This window comes from Synechococcus sp. PCC 7336 (assembly GCF_000332275.1).
Classification (GTDB): domain Bacteria; phylum Cyanobacteriota; class Cyanobacteriia; order Thermostichales; family PCC-7336; genus PCC-7336.
The window spans coordinates 1744221-1761148 of record NZ_CM001776.1; the positions used below are offsets into that span (position 1 = coordinate 1744221).

Annotated in this window: 16 protein-coding genes; 9 read left to right on the plus strand and 7 right to left on the minus strand. The window is 56.2% G+C overall.

All coding sequences use genetic code 11. The features are described 5' to 3' along the window. Positions 1-26 precede the first annotated feature (26 nt). Positions 27-341 (plus strand): hypothetical protein, encoded by a 315-nt coding sequence (locus tag SYN7336_RS25055; RefSeq protein WP_017325482.1) that lies wholly within the window; start codon positions 27-29, stop codon positions 339-341. A gap of 22 nt (positions 342-363) precedes the next feature. On the opposite strand, the gene SYN7336_RS08370 is transcribed toward SYN7336_RS25055, so the two are convergent. Continuing rightward, positions 364-1395: an NAD-dependent epimerase gene (locus SYN7336_RS08370; RefSeq protein WP_227498664.1), complete on the minus strand. Its 1032-nt coding sequence runs from the start codon at positions 1393-1395 to the stop codon at positions 364-366. 26 nt (positions 1396-1421) lie between these two features. After that, a complete protein-coding gene (locus SYN7336_RS08375) occupies positions 1422-2969 on the minus strand; it encodes a hypothetical protein (RefSeq protein ID WP_156820080.1) in 1548 nt (515 codons plus the stop codon). A gap of 167 nt (positions 2970-3136) precedes the next feature. On the opposite strand from SYN7336_RS08375, the gene SYN7336_RS08380 reads away from it, so the two are divergent. Further along, positions 3137-4090 carry an aldo/keto reductase gene (locus SYN7336_RS08380; RefSeq protein WP_026100825.1) on the plus strand — a complete coding sequence of 318 codons (954 nt, stop codon included), beginning with the start codon at positions 3137-3139 and terminating at the stop codon, positions 4088-4090. 42 nt (positions 4091-4132) lie between these two features. Here the strand turns inward: SYN7336_RS08380 and SYN7336_RS08385 are convergent, their stop codons facing one another. Further along, the gene (locus tag SYN7336_RS08385) at positions 4133-4459 is read right to left on the minus strand and encodes a hypothetical protein (protein WP_017325487.1); all 327 of its coding nucleotides are present in this window, start codon (positions 4457-4459) and stop codon (positions 4133-4135) included. 54 nt (positions 4460-4513) lie between these two features. After that, a complete protein-coding gene (locus SYN7336_RS08390) occupies positions 4514-5806 on the minus strand; it encodes a glucose-1-phosphate adenylyltransferase (RefSeq protein ID WP_026100826.1) in 1293 nt (430 codons plus the stop codon). A 261-nt stretch (positions 5807-6067) separates the two neighbouring features. Here SYN7336_RS08390 and SYN7336_RS08395 point away from each other — a divergent pair, with 261 nt between their 5' ends. The 7 genes from SYN7336_RS08395 to SYN7336_RS08425 all read left to right on the plus strand — a co-directional run bounded on the left by SYN7336_RS08395 (position 6068) and on the right by SYN7336_RS08425 (position 12623). Then, on the plus strand, positions 6068-6364 hold the full coding sequence (locus SYN7336_RS08395) for an antibiotic biosynthesis monooxygenase (RefSeq protein ID WP_017325489.1): 297 nt from the start codon (positions 6068-6070) through the stop codon (positions 6362-6364). A gap of 68 nt (positions 6365-6432) precedes the next feature. Continuing rightward, positions 6433-6834 (plus strand): DUF3119 family protein, encoded by a 402-nt coding sequence (locus SYN7336_RS08400; protein ID WP_017325490.1) that lies wholly within the window; start codon positions 6433-6435, stop codon positions 6832-6834. Positions 6835-6838: 4 nt separating this feature from the next. After that, entirely contained in the window at positions 6839-7132 is a 294-nt protein-coding gene (locus SYN7336_RS08405; RefSeq protein WP_227498629.1) for a glutaredoxin family protein, read from the plus strand. Continuing rightward, a complete protein-coding gene (locus SYN7336_RS08410) occupies positions 7113-8681 on the plus strand; it encodes a UDP-N-acetylmuramoyl-L-alanyl-D-glutamate--2,6-diaminopimelate ligase (RefSeq protein ID WP_017325492.1) in 1569 nt (522 codons plus the stop codon). The genes SYN7336_RS08405 and SYN7336_RS08410 overlap by 20 nt, the downstream gene beginning before the upstream one ends. Positions 8682-8724: 43 nt before the next feature. Further along, positions 8725-10101 carry an ATP-binding protein gene (locus SYN7336_RS08415; protein ID WP_017325493.1) on the plus strand — a complete coding sequence of 459 codons (1377 nt, stop codon included), beginning with the start codon at positions 8725-8727 and terminating at the stop codon, positions 10099-10101. A 486-nt stretch (positions 10102-10587) separates the two neighbouring features. Beyond that, entirely contained in the window at positions 10588-11913 is a 1326-nt protein-coding gene (locus tag SYN7336_RS08420) for a WecB/TagA/CpsF family glycosyltransferase (protein WP_017325494.1), read from the plus strand. Continuing rightward, entirely contained in the window at positions 11910-12623 is a 714-nt protein-coding gene (locus SYN7336_RS08425; RefSeq protein WP_017325495.1) for a sugar transferase, read from the plus strand. The genes SYN7336_RS08420 and SYN7336_RS08425 overlap by 4 nt, the downstream gene beginning before the upstream one ends. Before the next feature lie 41 nt (positions 12624-12664). Here SYN7336_RS08425 and SYN7336_RS08430 read toward each other — a convergent pair whose 3' ends face one another. From SYN7336_RS08430 to SYN7336_RS08440, 3 genes are all read right to left on the minus strand, one after another. Continuing rightward, positions 12665-13303, minus strand: coding sequence for a Uma2 family endonuclease (locus tag SYN7336_RS08430; RefSeq protein WP_026100827.1), 639 nt, complete (start codon positions 13301-13303; stop codon positions 12665-12667). 77 nt (positions 13304-13380) lie between these two features. Continuing rightward, positions 13381-15954: a leucine--tRNA ligase gene (leuS, locus tag SYN7336_RS08435; protein ID WP_017325497.1), complete on the minus strand. Its 2574-nt coding sequence runs from the start codon at positions 15952-15954 to the stop codon at positions 13381-13383. A 92-nt stretch (positions 15955-16046) separates the two neighbouring features. Continuing rightward, positions 16047-16904 (minus strand): hypothetical protein, encoded by an 858-nt coding sequence (locus tag SYN7336_RS08440; RefSeq protein WP_156820081.1) that lies wholly within the window; start codon positions 16902-16904, stop codon positions 16047-16049. Between the last annotated feature and the right edge of the window lie 24 nt (positions 16905-16928).

A 16928-nucleotide genomic window follows, 5' to 3' on the forward strand; every position in this document is an offset into this window, starting at 1 on the left:
GGTATGATGCGGCTGGGAGGATAGTGATGTCAGAGCAGACCCTCGAACGAATTGAAAGTACGCTGCAAGAGTTGGTGGTTACCGTCCGCGATACCAACGAGCGCGTCGAAAAACTGGACGAGCGCGTCGAAGCCCTCGATCGCGCCGTGCGAGAAAATAGCGAGCGGATAGAAGCTGAAACGAAGCGATGGGATGAACGCTTTTTCCAGCTTGCCCGCGACAATAACGCCATCTCTCGAAACGTAATTGTAGCTGCAGCCAGCGTTATCATTTTTGGCTCGGTGCTGAGGGCAGTCCCCGACATTTTGGAAGCGCTCGCACTGCTATCTGCTGCACGCTAGTAGACCACACCCCTCAGTTCTGCTATTGCCCTCGCGATCGACCATAAACCGTGCGTCGCCCATAAACCGTGCGGTACCAATCCACAAATTTGCTCAGCCCCTCTTCTAGCGGAGTGGCGGGACTAAACCCAACGTCATTCATCAGATCGCCAACATCGGCATAAGTGGCCAATACATCCCCCGGCTGCACGTCCATCAGATTCTGTCGCGCTGTTTTGCCCAAGAGCTTTTCGAGCATGGCAATAAACTCCCCCAACTCCACCGGACGGTGATTGCCCAGATTGTAAATCTTGTAACGTGCCTTCGTCGGCAATCCCCCCTCTACCGGCACAGCCTCAGCAGGAAGTCGCTGCATCACCCGCACAATCCCTTCCACCACATCGTCGATATAGGTAAAATCCCGCTTCATCTTGCCGTAGTTGTAAACATCGATCGCCTCTCCCGCCTCGATCGCCCGCACAAATTTGAAATAGGCCATATCGGGTCGCCCCCAAGGACCGTAAACCGTAAAGAAGCGCAAGCCCGTCACGGGAATGCCGTAGAGATGGCTGTAGCTGTGAGCCATTAACTCATTGGCTTTTTTGCTGGCGGCATAGAGAGAGACGGGGCGATCGACCGCATCGGTGGTGGCAAACGGGATTTTGGTATTGCCGCCGTACACCGAGCTGGAGGAGGCAAAAACGAGGTGGCCGACATTGCTGTGACGACAGCCTTCCAGAATGTTGGCAAAGCCGACCAGGTTACTGTCAATATAGGCCGCAGGGTTTTGGAGGGAGTAACGCACTCCAGCTTGAGCGGCCAAGTTAACGACGCAATCGAAGGCTCCCTCGTCAAACAGCTTGGCGATGCCTTGGCGATCGCTCAGGTCCAATTTTTGGAATTCGAAGGCTTCCTGCCGAGCGAGGATATCCAGCCGCGCCTGCTTGAGGGAGACATCGTAGTAATCGTTCAGATTATCGATCCCCGTGACCTTTACTCCATCGGCGAGTAGCCGCTCGGCCAAGTGAAAGCCGATAAATCCGGCAGCTCCAGTCACTAATACATTCACGCTGATGGCTTCCTATTGGATGAATAGTCGAACTATAGCGGATCGTCCCCCGTACCCACGCCGGCTTTGCGATCGCGATCGGAAGCGGGCTCCATCCAAGCATAGACAAAGTGACTGATGCAACTGAGCTCCGGTAGGCTCGTTTGGAGCAACTGCATCTGCGCTTCCAGACTGAGGTGTTCGCCAAATGGTTGCCCCCAAGTTCCCGCCAAAATAGGGCAGACGGGGGCTGTGGGTGACTGTTGCAAGACAGTTCGCACCTGATCGGCTACACAACTGCCATCCTCGCAGATGGCGTAGGACATGGGATGCCGTTCCAGCTCGCTGGCAAAGCGATCCCAAGGTTGCATGCGGGCATCAAAGCCGCCTGCTTCCGCTCGATTGCCACTGGGAAAGAACACGGTGGCGGCGGGAATGTCGCGATCGCGCACGGGGGCAGTGGCAAACTCGGCAAAGTCCAGCACGCCTGCATAGGCATGTGTGGTGGCGATCGTCCAGAAATGCTGTCGATATCGATCTAGGGCAACGGCATCGAGCCTTTCGAGATCGAGGTCTGCTTCGAATGGCAACGGGCTGTCGGGGAATTGGGCTGCACTCCGGCGAATATCCTCAGTGCTCAGTTCCCCCCGCTCCAGATAAACATCCATGAGGGCCCGTTCGCGATCGCCAGACAGCCGCTCTCGCAACACCTGGCGGGAGGCAGGACTGTAAATCCACAATTGTTGGGGGCGGGTGACGAGGGTATCTCGACCGAAGGTGGTGGGGTAGCGGATGTAATCGAAGAGCATGCCGTCGGGATCGCGATCGAGCAGAGCCTCCACAGCGATAAGATAATCAGCTCGAGCGGTCTCGTTGTAGGGATCGATAAACAAGTGTTCTAATTCGCTGGGGTCGAGATAAAAATCCCGTCCGTCAGACACGTCGTCGGGGTTCCAGCGGGCGTTGGCAATGCTGGTTTCCCCCCAGCCATTGCGGGCTAGCGCCGCTTGGCGATCGGGCAGGTTTGCGTAGCTCCAGCCAAAATTGAGGGCGAACATCCAGCCGTAGACTTCCAAACCGCGATCGCGCCCTTTTTGAATCGCCTCGGCCCACAAATCGTAGTTCGCATCCACCTCGCCCTCCGCCTCCGCCTCGGCCAAAATTGAGCGCCAAGGAGTGGGATTATCGGCCACGGGAAGCAGGATGCGGCCTTCGTAGAAAATTTCGATATAGACCTGGTTGTAGCCGCGATTGACAATGCGATCGAGCACGTCCTCTAAAACCCCCGCTCGAACGTCGTGGGGATATAGACGCAGCCAGACAGCTTGGGTGGAGGGCCAAGTGCGATCGCGACAGTCTGCTAAAGCACGCGCGTGAGAGGCGATCGCCGCCGCATAGTCTGCCGCCGCCGCTGTATCGGTCAGGCTTGCCTGCAGCAAATCTTGTTTGCGATCGCGTTCGGCTGCGGGCACGGCACAGGTGGGGTTGCCCCAGAGGCGTTTCGGCAAGTGGTGGCTCGCGGGCGAACGGGGAGAACAGGCGACGGCGATCGCCACCAAACTTGCCAGCCCCAATCTCGCACCCCAAAATTTTTGCTTCACAATCCCCTCGCTCTGGAACAACGCAATTCGATGCTATGCCAACATGCGAAGCGATGGGTATAACGAGGCGCAAGAGGTACTTTCCTCCATTGCAGGCTCGCAGATTGAGCCAATATTCGGCGATGGGCGCAAGATGGTGATGTCCGACGCGAACAGAGGAGCTTCTGATGGATCGGAAAACCACACGGCGAGCGTTTCTGAGTGCTAGTGCGGCGATCGCAGGTGGAGTGCTGAGTGCGGCAGGCTTGCCAACATCCTCCGAGCGGCCAGCGACAGCAATGCCCGAGCGCGAGTTGGGCAACACGGGCATACGCTTGCCCGTCTTCGGTTTGGGCGGTGCGGGGCAGACCCCCCTTTCGCGCGGGCCAGAGGCAGCAGCCTTGACGCTGGTAGAGCGCGCCCTGGAATTGGGCATTCGTTATTTCGATACAGCAGCAGACTACGGTCCCAGCGAGGCTTACTTAGGCAAGGTGTTGCCCGCCCACCGCGATCGCATCTTTTTGGCTAGCAAAACCGCCCAACGCGATCGCGACTCAGCTTGGCGCGAGCTGGAACGTTCCCTCCAGAGGCTCAACACCGATCGCCTCGATCTGTGGCAAATGCACCATGTGGCCCATGGGAGCGAGCTCGATGCACTCTTTGGCCCCGACGGAGCGATAAGGGCAGTTGAAGAAGCAAAAGCGCAGGGAGTTGTCCGTTTTGCAGGCATTACGGGACATTACGAGCCAGATGTTATCGTTGCCGGACTGGAGCGCTATCCCTTCGATACGACGCTCATTCCCCTGAATGCAGGCGATCGCCACCATCCTCGTCCCTTTGCGCCGACTGTGCTGCCCGTAGCCCGCGAGCGAAATGTCGGCGTCATCGCCATGAAAGTACCTGCTTACGGACGTCTGTTTCGTCCGGGCGGTCTGGACGGGATGTATCAGGCGCTTGGCTACGTGCTCTCTCAACCGGGAGTACATACCTGCGTTGTAGCAGCGGAGTCGCCGGAACAGTTGTCTGCGAATGTAGAGGTGGCGAGAGCCTTTCAGCCGCTGTCTGCAGCCGAGCTAGCCGCAATCGAGCAGCGCGTGGCAGCCATTTGGCAGGAGACGTCGTTTTATCGAAGTTGGGGATAGGAGCGTGACTTGCTTCAAAACCTGTTTGCTGCCCGGAGAGGGTTAAATCCGAATGATTTTGCGATTGACTGCCTTGAGATAAGCGTTGCACTGCGGACAGCGGCGACCTAGCGCAGGCACCGCCAACTGATAGCCACACTTGGGGCAGCGTCCCCGCGCCACCGACCATTGCAGGAGGATGCCCAACGCTGACAGCAACACCCAGAGCGGCGGAATTGCCCACAGCCAAGCACGAGGGACTTGCGGAATTAACACCAGCCCTGCACCCACAGCGAGGGACAGAACAGACCCCCAGAGCGTACCCCCCACAATCCGCATAGCGCTGGTATACTCTTCTACTTCGGTGGGGCGATCGCTCCGATCGGGCATGGTGGCATCGGACTGGATAAACTACTGCGAGGTGGCTTTTTGCAAGACTGATGCTTAGATCGACGTACCGTCTGGGATAATGGAATTTCGCACAACGCAGACAATGCCATCACGAATCCAAATGCCCTCATCTTCTCGCTGGGCCTCTTGTACGCGATCTTTATTGAGGATGCGCACGTCGCGGCCAATGCGAGAGTTCTTGTCGATAATGGCATTGCGGATATGACAATCGGGGCCAATTCCCAAGGGGGGAAGGCCCGCGTCGCGAGCGGCTTGGCGCTCGTCGGGAGACTCGTACTCGTCCGAGCCCATCACCAAGGTATTTTCGATGACGGTATTGGTTTCCACTCGAGAGCGCACCCCCAAGATAGAACCCGATACTTGCACGCCATCCTTGACAATGCAGCCGTCGCAGACAATGGACTGGCGAATGTCTGCCCCCAGAATTTTGTTGGGGGGTAAAAAGCGCGGTCGAGTGAAGATGGGGGCGGCGGCGTCGTAGAAGCTAAAGGGCGGGCTGGGTTGCTGGGTCAGGCTGAGGTTGGCACGATAAAACGCCTCAATTGTTCCAATGTCTTCCCAGTAGCCTTTGTAGAGATAAGCCTGCACCCGAAAATCCTGCATCGCTGCAGGAATGACTTCCTTGCCAAAGTCGGTGTGCTCGGGCGATCGCTTCAGCATCTCCACCAAAGCTTCGCGCCGGAAGACATAAATGCCCATTGAGGCAATATAGGGCATTTTTGCAGCGCGCTCTGCATCTAAGCCCATTGACTGGGTATCCACCTGCATCGACTTTAGGGCTTCGCCCTCGGGCTTCTCTTCGAAGTCAATCACGCGACCGTTACGGTCAATCTTCATCAAACCGAAGGCCGAGGCGCGGGCCTCGTCAATGGGAATGACCGATAGCGTCACATCGGCATTGGTCTTGCGGTGATGTTCGATAAATGGACGGTAGTCCATCCGATAGAGGTGATCTCCTGACAGGATCAAGTATTCAGCCGCCTTCCACGACTCCATCAACCAGAGATATTGACGTACAGCATCGGCAGTGCCTTGGAACCAGTCGGGATTCTCAGCGGTTTGCTCGGCCGCCAATACATCCACAAACCCTTCCGAAAAGGGCGAAAATCGATAGGTATTTACCAGATGTCGATTGAGGGATGCAGAATTAAATTGCGTCAGTACGTACATTTTCTGAATTCCAGAATTGATGCAATTACTGACTGGAATATCGATGAGCCTATATTTTCCGGCCAACGGCACAGCCGGTTTGGCGCGGCGTTTGGTTAGCGGGTACAGACGCGTTCCTCTGCCCCCCCCCAGAATAATTGAGAGTACGTTTCGCATGATTGTGCGTCCCTCCAGCAGACTGATGCATTCGGCATGCGTCCCCAGCATAGACCTTACTGGGGACGGTTTCTGAGGTTCAAATTGCAAACTCGCGAAACTACCCGAGCGCGAGATCGCCCGCGAGGGATAGTGGTAGGTATTTGTAGAGTATTGGAGGGCTGCAGGTCGAGAGCAGAGGTTCAATGAACCCGCTCTCCATAGCTGGTCTCCCTCGCGGCGTGGGATGCTGGTAGACGCGATCGATGTGGGGAGAGCGCCATGATTTTAGAAGTTGCAACAGTTCGAGTGCAGGCGGGCAAAGAGGCTGAGTTTGAAGCGGCGATCGCCACTGCCTATCGGCTGCTTAAAGAAACTGAGGGCTATTGCAGCCATACGCTGCGCCGCTGTTTGGAACAGAGCGATCGCTATCTCCTGACGATTGAGTGGCAGACCCTCGAAGCCCATACCGTCAATTTCCGTCAATCGGATAACTTCGTCACTTGGCGCTCCATCATTGGCCATTTTTTCGCTGCCCCACCCGAAGTGCTCCATTACGAGATCGTCCACCAGAGCTAGATATTGGCAGCAGCGCTAGACTGAAATCGTTCCGCCATTCCAGCAATTTTGAGTCACTTCTAACCATCATGACTGCCTCTCAACCTTCCGCGCCTACAACCGAAGCGGCGATCGCCTTGACGCCCGACTATCGCTTGCCTGCGGCGATCGCCCTCTTGGGGGCTTTGCTCTTTTTCGTCTCGATCTGGGCGAGTGTGGCGATCGAGCTATTCGCTGTGTTTCTGAGTGTCCAAACCGCCACACTGCGGCTGGAATTTGACGCCACCACCCTCAAGGTGTATCGCAACCAAAGCCAAATTCGCGATTTTCCCTACGCCGACTGGAGCAACTGGGAGATTTTTTGGTCTCCCCTACCGATCCTGTTTTACTTCCGCGAAGTCAACAGCATTCACTTTCTCCCCATCATCTTCAATCCCGGCGAGCTGAAACAGGCGCTCGTTCGACACGTTCCCCTCAACCGTTCAATTTGAGAGCATGCATGGGAAAGCAATGGTATCGGAACCGCATTTTGTCCTCTACAGCAAGCTGGGCTGCCACCTGTGCGAAGGGCTGGAAGAGAAACTCAGACAAATTCCAGCCGTGGCGGCAAGCTTGGAAATTCGCGACATCGCCAGCCGCGAGGCGTGGCTCGCTCGCTATCGCTTGGAAATCCCCGTGTTGTGCTGGGTTGAAGGCGATCGCGAAACTGAGCTGCCGAGATTTTCGCCCCGTGCTACAGTAGCCCAGATCCAAGTTCGGCTGCGTCGCTATGTCCGAGACTCTGACTGACTTGCTGCGGGCCCTTCCCCCTGCCACGCGACAATGGGGGCCGCTCCCCGAAGCTAGGGCGATCGCGGGCTTGACCACCGATTCTCGCCAAGTGCAGCCAGGGGACATTTTTGTCGGTATGCCCGGGACTCAAACAGATGGAGGACGCTTTTGGCCCCAAGCCGCCGAACGGGGCGCGGCGATCGCCCTCGTCTCCGATACTGCTCTGGCAGACCCCTCCATCGAGCCGCCCCTGCCCCTCTGGAGTTGGCCTGCCGCACAGATGCCCGAAATCTGCGGGCGTGCGGCCACTGCCTGCTACGATTGTCCCGCCCAGCAGCTTTCGCTGGTGGGGGTGACTGGAACAAACGGCAAAACCACCGTTACCCATCTCGTCGAATTTCTGCTCAATGCCGATCGACAATCGACTGCCCTCGTCGGTACCTTGTACGAGCGCTGGCCCGGTCACAGCCGCGAAGCCGCCCACACCACCCCCTTCGCCCCCGCGCTTCAACAGAGCCTCGCCTCGGCGCTCGCCGCAGGATGCCAGCGGGCGGTGCTGGAGGTCAGCTCCCACAGTCTGGACCAACAACGGGTGTGGGGCTGTCAGTTCGACGCTGCCGTGTGGACCAACCTGACCCAGGATCATCTGGACTACCACGGCAACATGGAAGACTATTGGCGGGCTAAAGCCAAACTATTTTCGCCGCTCTATCTCAAGCCCAACAGTCGAGCCGTGCTCAATCTCGACGATCGCTGGGTACGACTGCTACTCGAACGCTGGCCGGAGGAGATCTTGCCTGCTTGGGGATTTACGCTGCAGGCGGCTGCGGCTTGGCCGTCCGATTGGCGCGATCGCCTCTTGTGGGCTAGCGACGTGGAGATGGATGCCCTACACACTCGGGCACAGTTGCACAGTCCGGCGGGCAGTATCGAGATCGAAGCCCCTCTGATGGGTCGCTTTAACTTAGCCAACTTACTGGCTGCAGTTGGGGTGGCCCTCCATTTGGGGGTCAGCTTGGCTGCGATTCAGGCCGCTTTGCCCCAGTTTGAGGGAGTTCCCGGTCGAGTGGACCCGGTGCGAGTGCCCGGTCAAGATATCGCAGTCACCATTGACTACGCCCATACCCCCGACGGGCTGCGCAACCTGTTAGAGGCCCTACGCCCCTCCGTGCGCCAGTCACTCATTTGCGTGTTTGGCTGCGGCGGCGATCGCGATCGCCGCAAGCGCCCTCTCATGGGGGAAATCGCCGCGGAACTCTCGGATGCCGTTATTGTCACTTCCGACAACCCTCGCACGGAAGATCCGCAGCAAATTCTGGCGGATATTCTGGAGGGGATCGACGGCGATCGCGCTCGATTGAGCGTGGAAGTAGACCGCAAAGCCGCAATTTTTCAGGCAATTTTGACTGCCGAACCGGGCGACACCGTAGCGATCGCCGGCAAGGGGCACGAAACTTATCAAATTCTGGGTAACGTAAAGGTGCATTTCGACGATCGGGAAGTGGCCCGAGCCGCTTTGCAGCAACGCCTCTCCCGAATGCGACAGGACGAGGCAAGTTCTATTTAGTGCCGAGTTCGCTGTACTTTTCCCCGCTGAGAGGGATTTGCCGGTGGTGGTTTCACTTCATAACTTATCTATTTTTGAAGCGATTCAAACCCAATTGGGCGATCGATTCAAACCTTTTTTAGCCAGTCCGGCCACATTAGCGAGTGTCAGCCGCACACTCACCGATTGGGTCAGCCAAAACCCATCCTCCGCCACCCTTTTTATCAGTGTTCCCAACGCCCACAGTTGGTCGGAGGTTGCCCCTTACTACGAAGCCCTCGCCCGCAGCGTCCGTTCGGTCTACATCCTCTCGAAAGACAGCTTATACACATCGGTCGGCAATCTCTATTGCTGTCGTCTCGCCCTCGATAGCAAGCTGCAGCAGGAGTATGTTTTGGGGATCTTAGCTCCCGAGCTGTCTTGCATTTTGGTGGGGCAGCAGTTGAGTCATACCTCCGGTAGCGATGCTTTCTCCCACTGTGTCACTTACTATTCCTATGCACCGGAATCGATTGCCCCAGCCTTAGAGGTGCTCCAACAGGCGATCGGCCAATCGAAGCCCGCGCTCAAACCGCAGTTGCAAGCCTGCTGCCAAGAGACCGTTCCCTGTCCCCCCTCGCCTGCTGCCGCGAGTGCCATCATCCCTCCCCTGCTGCAGTTGCTGGATACAGCCATTCAGCAGAAAAGCCAGTTGCAGAGGCAATCTCAGCATCTCGAAAATCTCCAACAGGTCAATGACGAATTGCAGAAATCTCTGCAATTCAAAGACGAGTTCATGGCTCTGGTGAGCCAGCAGTTGTGCAATCCTCTCACCAATATCAAAACGGCTATCCAGCTTTTGCGATCCCCCCGCATCAAAGATGCTCAAAAAGACAAGTACTGGGATGTTTTGCAGACGGAATGCAACCAACAAGTCAATTTGATCAATAGCTTAGTCGAACTCACTTCCCTCGATGACCCCACCCCGACCGATCGCGATTGCAGCACCGTTTTGTTCGACCTCGTCCCCGGCATTGTCAGCACCTATCAAGCGGTGGCCCGAGAAAAAGGTGTCATGCTAGCTTACACCGTGCCTTCCGCCCTCCCTAAAGTCAATTTCCCAGCTGCAGCCCTCAAGCAGATCTTGGTCAAACTGATTGAGAACGGTCTGGAATGTACCTTGGAAGGGGGCAAAATTTGGGTCACAGCCACCGCGAACGGCAATTATGTCCAGCTCGAAATTCGCGATACAGGCATTGGCATTCCCTCCGAAGCACTCCCCAAGCTCTTCGATCGTTTCTACCGCATCCCTCGCAGCCATTTCGCCGCAAGAGGCGTTGGCCTCGGGTTAACGATTGCTCAAAAACTAGTGCTTCAGTATGGGGGCAGCATTTCTGTGCGCAGCCAGCTCGACCGAGGCTCTACCTTCACGGTCTTGCTACCTCAGGTCGATCGCTCCTGATCGTGCCAGCAAACTACCCCGCTGCTGAGAACTCACCTCCGACGTGGGAGAGCGGGGCGCGATTTTCAGCGCGCTGGATTATCTCTGAATCGAGGTTTCATAAGGGGTAAATATACGGACATATCAGAGATCTGCCGAACTCATTCATGTAGAATTTAACTAAAATTTCGCTTGTAAGCCCTGAAATAGTCTGAGTAAAGTTTCTGAAGAACATTTAGAGATTAATTTTAGTCCTAACAAGTGCCAAGTCAGATAACGAAATCGCCTTTTTGGGTAATATCTTTCTGGGATTCTTGGGTCTGTTTGAGGATGACTGACAACTCCCATCCAATGCAGCCGTCGAGCCTCGCTTGTTCGCCGGCTGCTGTAACGGTAAACGCGACTTTAACGGTAAACGCGACTTTAACGGTAAACGCGACTTTGCCAGCGACGCGCCATGTTGCTCGCTAGCCATCTCCAAAACGAGCCAACCCGAGCAATAGAACAGTGGAACAATTTCAGTTTCTCAATGCGTCACTAGATAACATCACTCGAGCACAGTTGCTAGAGCGACTGCGTTGGGGTGGCACGGTTTTCACCCTGAATGTCGATCATTTGAAGAAATTACAGCAAGATGCAGAGTTCTATCGAGCCTATACCTCAGCCACTTACCGAGTCTGCGATAGTCAGGTTCTGACAAATTTATCCAGGCTGAGCAAACGCCCCCTGAAGGAGAAAATTGCGGGCTCCGATCTGCTCCCTGCTTACTGCAGGTATTACCGAGACAAGTCTGAGGTGACGATGTTTCTGCTGGGGGCTGCCCCCGGAGTTGCCCAGCAGGCGCAGCAGGTCATCAATGCCAGCGCCGGACGCCAGTTGGTGGTAGACACCTATTCCCCTGACTGCGGCTTCGAGCGCGATCGCGATGAATGTCAGCGGATTGTCGATCGTATTAACGCCTCTGGGGCCACAACATTGGTGGTGGGGTTGGGAGCTCCCAAGCAAGAAATTTGGATTTATCGCCATCGCCACCAACTGGAGCGCGTAAAAGTTTTTCTAGCGCTTGGTGCTGCCATTGACTTTATCGCGGGTCAGCGAGAGCGATCGCCCCGCTGGATGAGCGACCTGGGCCTGGAATGGCTGCACCGACTGCTGCAAGAACCCAAACGATTGTGGCGGCGCTACTTAGTGGACGGCCCGCCTATTTTCTGGATGTTTCTGCTCGATGTCTGCCATTGCTACCGTTTCCCCGTCGAGCAACGGCAACCCCTGCAACAGTTGCTCGATGCTCAACCCATTGGTCGAGTCCTTCAGCGGGCGGGTCTACTCACAGCCGAGCGGGTCGATCGCGCCCTCACAATTCAAGCTCAGCAGCAGCCCCGCCAAAGTTTTGGCGAGATTGTGGCAGAACGGGGATGGCTCGATCGGGCGACGGTTGACTTTTTTGTGGAGCAGTTGCCAACACTCGCTCAAACTATGCGCCAGAGACCCTTGGGCCAGTATCTCAAAGCAGCGGGGTTGCTCGACGACAGCCAAATCGAGTCTATTTTGCAAGAGCAGGCGCACACTGGGGAGCTGTTCGGACAAATTGCGGTGAAGCGGGGTTGGGTTTTCGATCGCACTGTCGAGTTCTTTTTGAACTACGTCGCTCCTGACTGCGAAACCTTGCCCTACAGCATCTTTACCTCTGCTGCAGTCGCCGAAAAACGAGTCGATTGGAGCCAAAGAGACCGAGGGAAACTGCCAACAGCAGTATCTGCCCTATCTGAAATATCTGGGATATCTGCTGTGAAGCAAGCAGGGGATTTTGAATGCTCGGGAGAGCGCGCATGAAGGGGGGTCCGTTGAAACCATTCAAGTCTGTCGCAACCACTGCTGCTGTCAAGCAGCCGGTCGCTCCACATCTATCGCCCAAGAGGGTCGGCTCGTCAGGTCCCCATCGGTCTGCGACCAATCGCACCAAGCGGGCCATCGATATTTTGGGCGCGGCAGTGGGGTTGGTCTTGCTCGCGGCGGTCTTTGTGCCGATCGCGATCGCCATCAAGCTCAATAGTTCTGGCCCGATTTTCTTTACGCAAACCCGCTGCGGCTTGAGGGGCAGACCCTTTCAATTGTGGAAATTTCGCTCGATGGTAGTGGATGCAGATCGATTGAAACACACTGTGGCCAACCAAGCTCGCGGGCACATGTTTAAAAACGACCGCGATCCTCGGGTGACGGCTGTCGGTCGGTGGTTGCGCTGCACCAGTTTGGACGAATTGCCACAGTTTTGGAATATCCTCAGGGGCGATATGAGCTTGGTAGGAACTCGTCCCCCGACCTTAGACGAGGTTCATCAGTACAAGCTCCACCATTTCCAGCGTCTCAATGTCAAACCTGGCTTAACGGGAGAGTGGCAGGTGCGGGGTCGGTCTAAGGTGGACAATTTTGAAGAGGTGGTTCGTCTCGACTTGGAATATCAGCAACAATGGTCGAATCTCCGCGACCTAGCCTTAATTCTCCAAACCGTACGGGTAGTGTTGAGGCGGGATGGGGCCTACTAGATCGATCTTCAAGCTCGGCGATCGATCTCAGTACTAGGCATTCATTCAGACTTGCCTTGGTTTCTTACCCATTGGCGAAACTGTTTAATTATCTTGTTCTCGCCAACAGTTGAGCGCAGGTCTAGAAACTGCGCAATATTCTCAGCGTTCAGCACTGGAATTGCAATGCTACTTTCACTCAAGACATAGCTTCCATTTTGCAAACAATGGATTTCTAAAGTACTACCGTTATATCGCCAAATTTCTGGAACTCCCAGATCGGCATAGATGGAAAATCGGTCGAGAGAACTACTCGCAATATCAATTTCAACAGCTAGATCGGGAGGTGGAAGCTGCGCCAAGTCGATTTGTTCGGCTCTTCTCACCAGTGCCTCGTGTTGAATGTAGTAGCACTGATCTGGTTCTAATCCGCGAGCGAGATCTTGGCGATCGCAAGTTCGCGAGCCTAAACTTCGAATCTCTAAATCCAGTTCCTCAGTTGCAGCCTCAACCAGTCGTCCTAGAAGCTTCTTATAGGTTTCGTGAGGGTCGAGAGGCATGCGGATTTCAAGGGTACCGCTGTCATAAGTCAGTCGAATTGCCGGTTCCCCCTCAAAATCGCCGATGAGAGATTGATAGGTGGACCAACTAATATTGCGAAGCAGGACCCGATCTGGACTCTGGATAAGCGTAGCTGTCATGGCATTACCCAGTAGGTCGAGAGCAACTGTAACTAGTTTAGCTGCTACCGACTGCAAGCCAATCCACCAAGAATCGACTAGGTCACGACGAAGTTCACCAACTTCTTCGGTACCACGATCGCTTTGCGCAATGTTCCCTCCGCCAGATAGCGTTGTGCCGCTTCAGTAGCCTTGGCCAATTCCTCCTGCTGCGCCTTCGTCACATCTGCCGGAGCCTCAAACTCGCCCCGCCGCTTGCCGTTCACCTGCACCACAATCGTGACGCTATCGGCCACCAAGGCGTTGGGATCGGCGATCGGCCAAGTACTGGCATGAACGGAACCTTCACACGCCAGTGCCGACCATAGTTCTTCGGCAATGTGGGGGGCGAAGGGGGCTAATAACTGGACGAGGGTTTGCAGCCCTTCGGCATAGACAGGGGAAGCAAGCAGTTTAGCCTCATTGAGGGCGTTGCTGAGCTTCATGAGCTCGGCGATCGCCGTATTGAATTGATACCCTCCCTCCATGTCCTCAGTGGTTTCCCGAATAGCGATGTGAATCGCCCGCCGCAGATCTTTCTCCGCTTTGCTCAACTGGCCCGAACAATACACCTGGGGGCGCGAGTCTTGGGAAACAAAGGCATGTACTAGCCGCCAAACTCGATTGAGGAAGCGGAATTGACCTTCCACATCCGTATCGCCCCATTCCAGATCTTTTTCGGGGGGGGCTTTAAACAGAATGAACATGCGCGCAGTGTCAGCCCCGTAGTTCTGCAATACGCCTAGCGGATCGACGCCGTTGTACTTCGACTTCGACATCTTTTCGTAGAACACCTCCAGAGGGTTACCGGTGGTGGGACTGACGGGGCGATCGAGATTCTCGATGTCGGCGGCGGCCACATATTCGTTGGTTTGGGGGTCTTTATAGGTCAGTGCTTGCACCATTCCTTGGGTGAGCAGGCGCTCGAACGGTTCGTCAAAGTGGAGCAGATCGCGATCGCGCAACACCTTTGTAAAAAAGCGCGAATACAAGAGGTGCAAAATGGCGTGCTCGATGCCCCCGACATACTGGTCTACGGGCAGCCAATTGTTTGCCTTGGCGGCATCGAACACCTTCTCCCCATTGGTCGCATCCGCATAGCGCAGGAAATACCAGGACGAATCGATAAACGTATCCATCGTGTCTGTCTCGCGGCGCGCCGCAGCGCCACAGGTGGGACAGTCCACCCGAACCCAACTCTCTAGAGTTGCCAATGGCGAGCCGCCGCGACCGCTGAGTGCCACATCAGTGGGCAGTTCCACAGGCAGTTGTTCGTCGGGTACCGGTACAATGCCGCAGTCGGGGCAGTGGATGACGGGAATGGGGCAGCCCCAATAACGCTGGCGAGAAATCAGCCAGTCCCGTAGGCGATAGTTCACCTGAGCTGTGCCGATGCCTTTATCTTCCAGATATTCGACGACTGCGACCTTGGCGTCGGAGACCGTCAGGCCGTCGAGGGGACCGGAATTGTGTAGAACGCCCGCTGCGTTGTCGCTGTAGGCTTCGGTCAACTCTGCTGCAGTGGCGGGATCGGCCTCGGGGGGGAAGACCACTGGAATAATGTCGAGGCCGAAGGTTTTGGCAAACTCGAAATCCCGGCTGTCGTGGGCGGGAACCGCCATGATGGCACCAGTCCCGTAGCCCATGAGGACGTAGTCGGCAATCCAGATGGGGATTTTGTGGTTATTGACGGGGTTAACGGCATAGCTGCCGGTAAACACGCCCGTTTTTTCGCGATCTTCGGCGGTGCGATCGATCTCGCTCTTGGCGGCGGCGGTTTCTCGATAGGCTTCCACTGCTGCTTTCTGCGCGGGGGTCGTCAGCTCGGCCACCAGCGGATGTTCGGGGGACAGCACCATGAAGGTTGCCCCCCAGAGCGTGTCGGGGCGAGTGGTAAACACAGGAATCGACTGACCGGTCGCTGCCTTAAATTCCACCCGCGCGCCAGTGGACTTGCCAATCCAGTTGGCCTGCATCGCCCGCACTTTATCGGGCCAACCGGACAGTTTCTCCAAATCCTGCAGCAGTTGTTCGGCATAATCGGTAATTTTGAGAAACCACTGGCGCAGCATCCGTTTTTGCACCACTGCGCCCGATCGCCAGGACTTGCCCTCCGCATCCACCTGTTCGTTCGCCAGTACCGTCTGGTCGATCGGGTCCCAATTCACCGCCGACTCTTTTTGGTAGGCCAAGTCCGCCTTGAAGAACTGCAGAAAGAGCCATTGGGTCCAGCGGTAGTAGTCGGGACCGCAGGTGCTGACTTCCCGCTCCCAATCGTAGGAAAGGCCGAGCCGCTGCAGTTGCGATCGCATTTGAGCAATATTCTGCTGGGTCCACACGGCGGGCGAAATACCGCGATCGATCGCAGCATTCTCTGCTGGCAGTCCAAAGGCATCCCACCCCATCGGGTGCAAGACTCGAAACCCCTGCATCCGCTTGAATCGAGCGATCGCATCCGTGATGCTGTAGTTGCGCACGTGCCCCATATGCAAATTGCCGGAGGGGTAGGGAAACATCGAGAGCGCATAAAACTTGGGGCGCTCGCCATGCTCGGGAGTCTTGTCAGCTCCCGTTGCTTGCCACTGCTGCTGCCACTTCGGCTCAATCGCTTGGGGATTGTAGCGTTCTTCCACCGGTTGCGCTCCAGATCGACATCGCGGTTACTCCTCCACATTCTAGCGATCGGTTACAGCGGAACTGTGTCGAATTTCTCAGCTTTAGCTGTTCATTCCCCCCACTCGATCGGATCGCCAACGCGACCTTCCACCTGGCTGGCAAAGTTGCGGGCTCCTGCATAGGTGGCAAAAACTGCTACCCGAACCAGGGGTTGACCGTTGACCTCAATCTGGCGATCGAAGGCATCGCGACAGAACATCAGGCGCACTTCCTCCAGGCGATCGAGCGGCACGAAGACCGGATACCAGATATCGAAGGCGTCGCTGTAGGGGGAACCGCAACTGTTGCGGGCGCGAGGGGGGGCGGCGGCGTTGCGGTAGCTGGGGGGGGAAACATCCCGACCCAGGCAGATGCTATCGAGGCCGTAGATGGCATAGCCGGGAATGGTTTGGATATAGTAGGCTTCTGTTTCTAGGGCGTGAGTGTAGGCGTTCCGATAGCCGCCTTCCACTTGGCTGAATCGACTGCGGGCAGAGACGGGCACGTTCAATCCGACCGCAGCGATGCTGCCCCCAATTTGCCCGGAAGCACAGTCTTGCACGACGTGAAAGGCTTCGTGTCTGAGCAGAATGAGAAATTTATCGGCTTGGGGAGAGGCTAAGGAGTGGGGGGCGATCACGAGCCTGCCGTCTCGGTAGGAGCCTTCCACAACAAATTGGTTGCCCACTAGATGGGGGCGATCGTTGAATAGAACCTCAATCCCGACTTCAATTAGGGCGGCGATCGTGTTGTTGATTTCTAAGCGTTCTGCCGAGCTGAGGGCCCTTTGCTGGTTGGGATGCAGGCGAGAGAGCAGCGCTTGCAAGTCGTCGTCATTGGCAATGCGATGGACGGCAGCTCGGGCGGGCAAGGCAATCGGGGCAATTGCTAGTATTGCCGCAAGCCCCCATTTCAAGAATGATTTCACTGGATCGATCCGGGTCAGAGTCCA

Coding starts and splice junctions, on each gene's coding strand:
- SYN7336_RS08380 (WP_026100825.1), top strand. CDS start 3,137: ATGGATCGGAAAACCACACGGCGAGCGTTTCTGAGTGCTAGTGCGGCG.
- SYN7336_RS08400 (WP_017325490.1), top strand. CDS start 6,433: ATGACTGCCTCTCAACCTTCCGCGCCTACAACCGAAGCGGCGATCGCC.
- SYN7336_RS08385 (WP_017325487.1), bottom strand. CDS start 4,459: ATGCCCGATCGGAGCGATCGCCCCACCGAAGTAGAAGAGTATACCAGC.
- SYN7336_RS08395 (WP_017325489.1), top strand. CDS start 6,068: ATGATTTTAGAAGTTGCAACAGTTCGAGTGCAGGCGGGCAAAGAGGCT.
- SYN7336_RS08405 (WP_227498629.1), top strand. CDS start 6,839: ATGCATGGGAAAGCAATGGTATCGGAACCGCATTTTGTCCTCTACAGC.
- SYN7336_RS08390 (WP_026100826.1), bottom strand. CDS start 5,806: ATGCGAAACGTACTCTCAATTATTCTGGGGGGGGGCAGAGGAACGCGT.
- SYN7336_RS08425 (WP_017325495.1), top strand. CDS start 11,910: ATGAAGGGGGGTCCGTTGAAACCATTCAAGTCTGTCGCAACCACTGCT.
- SYN7336_RS08430 (WP_026100827.1), bottom strand. CDS start 13,303: ATGACAGCTACGCTTATCCAGAGTCCAGATCGGGTCCTGCTTCGCAAT.
- SYN7336_RS25055 (WP_017325482.1), top strand. CDS start 27: ATGTCAGAGCAGACCCTCGAACGAATTGAAAGTACGCTGCAAGAGTTG.
- SYN7336_RS08410 (WP_017325492.1), top strand. CDS start 7,113: ATGTCCGAGACTCTGACTGACTTGCTGCGGGCCCTTCCCCCTGCCACG.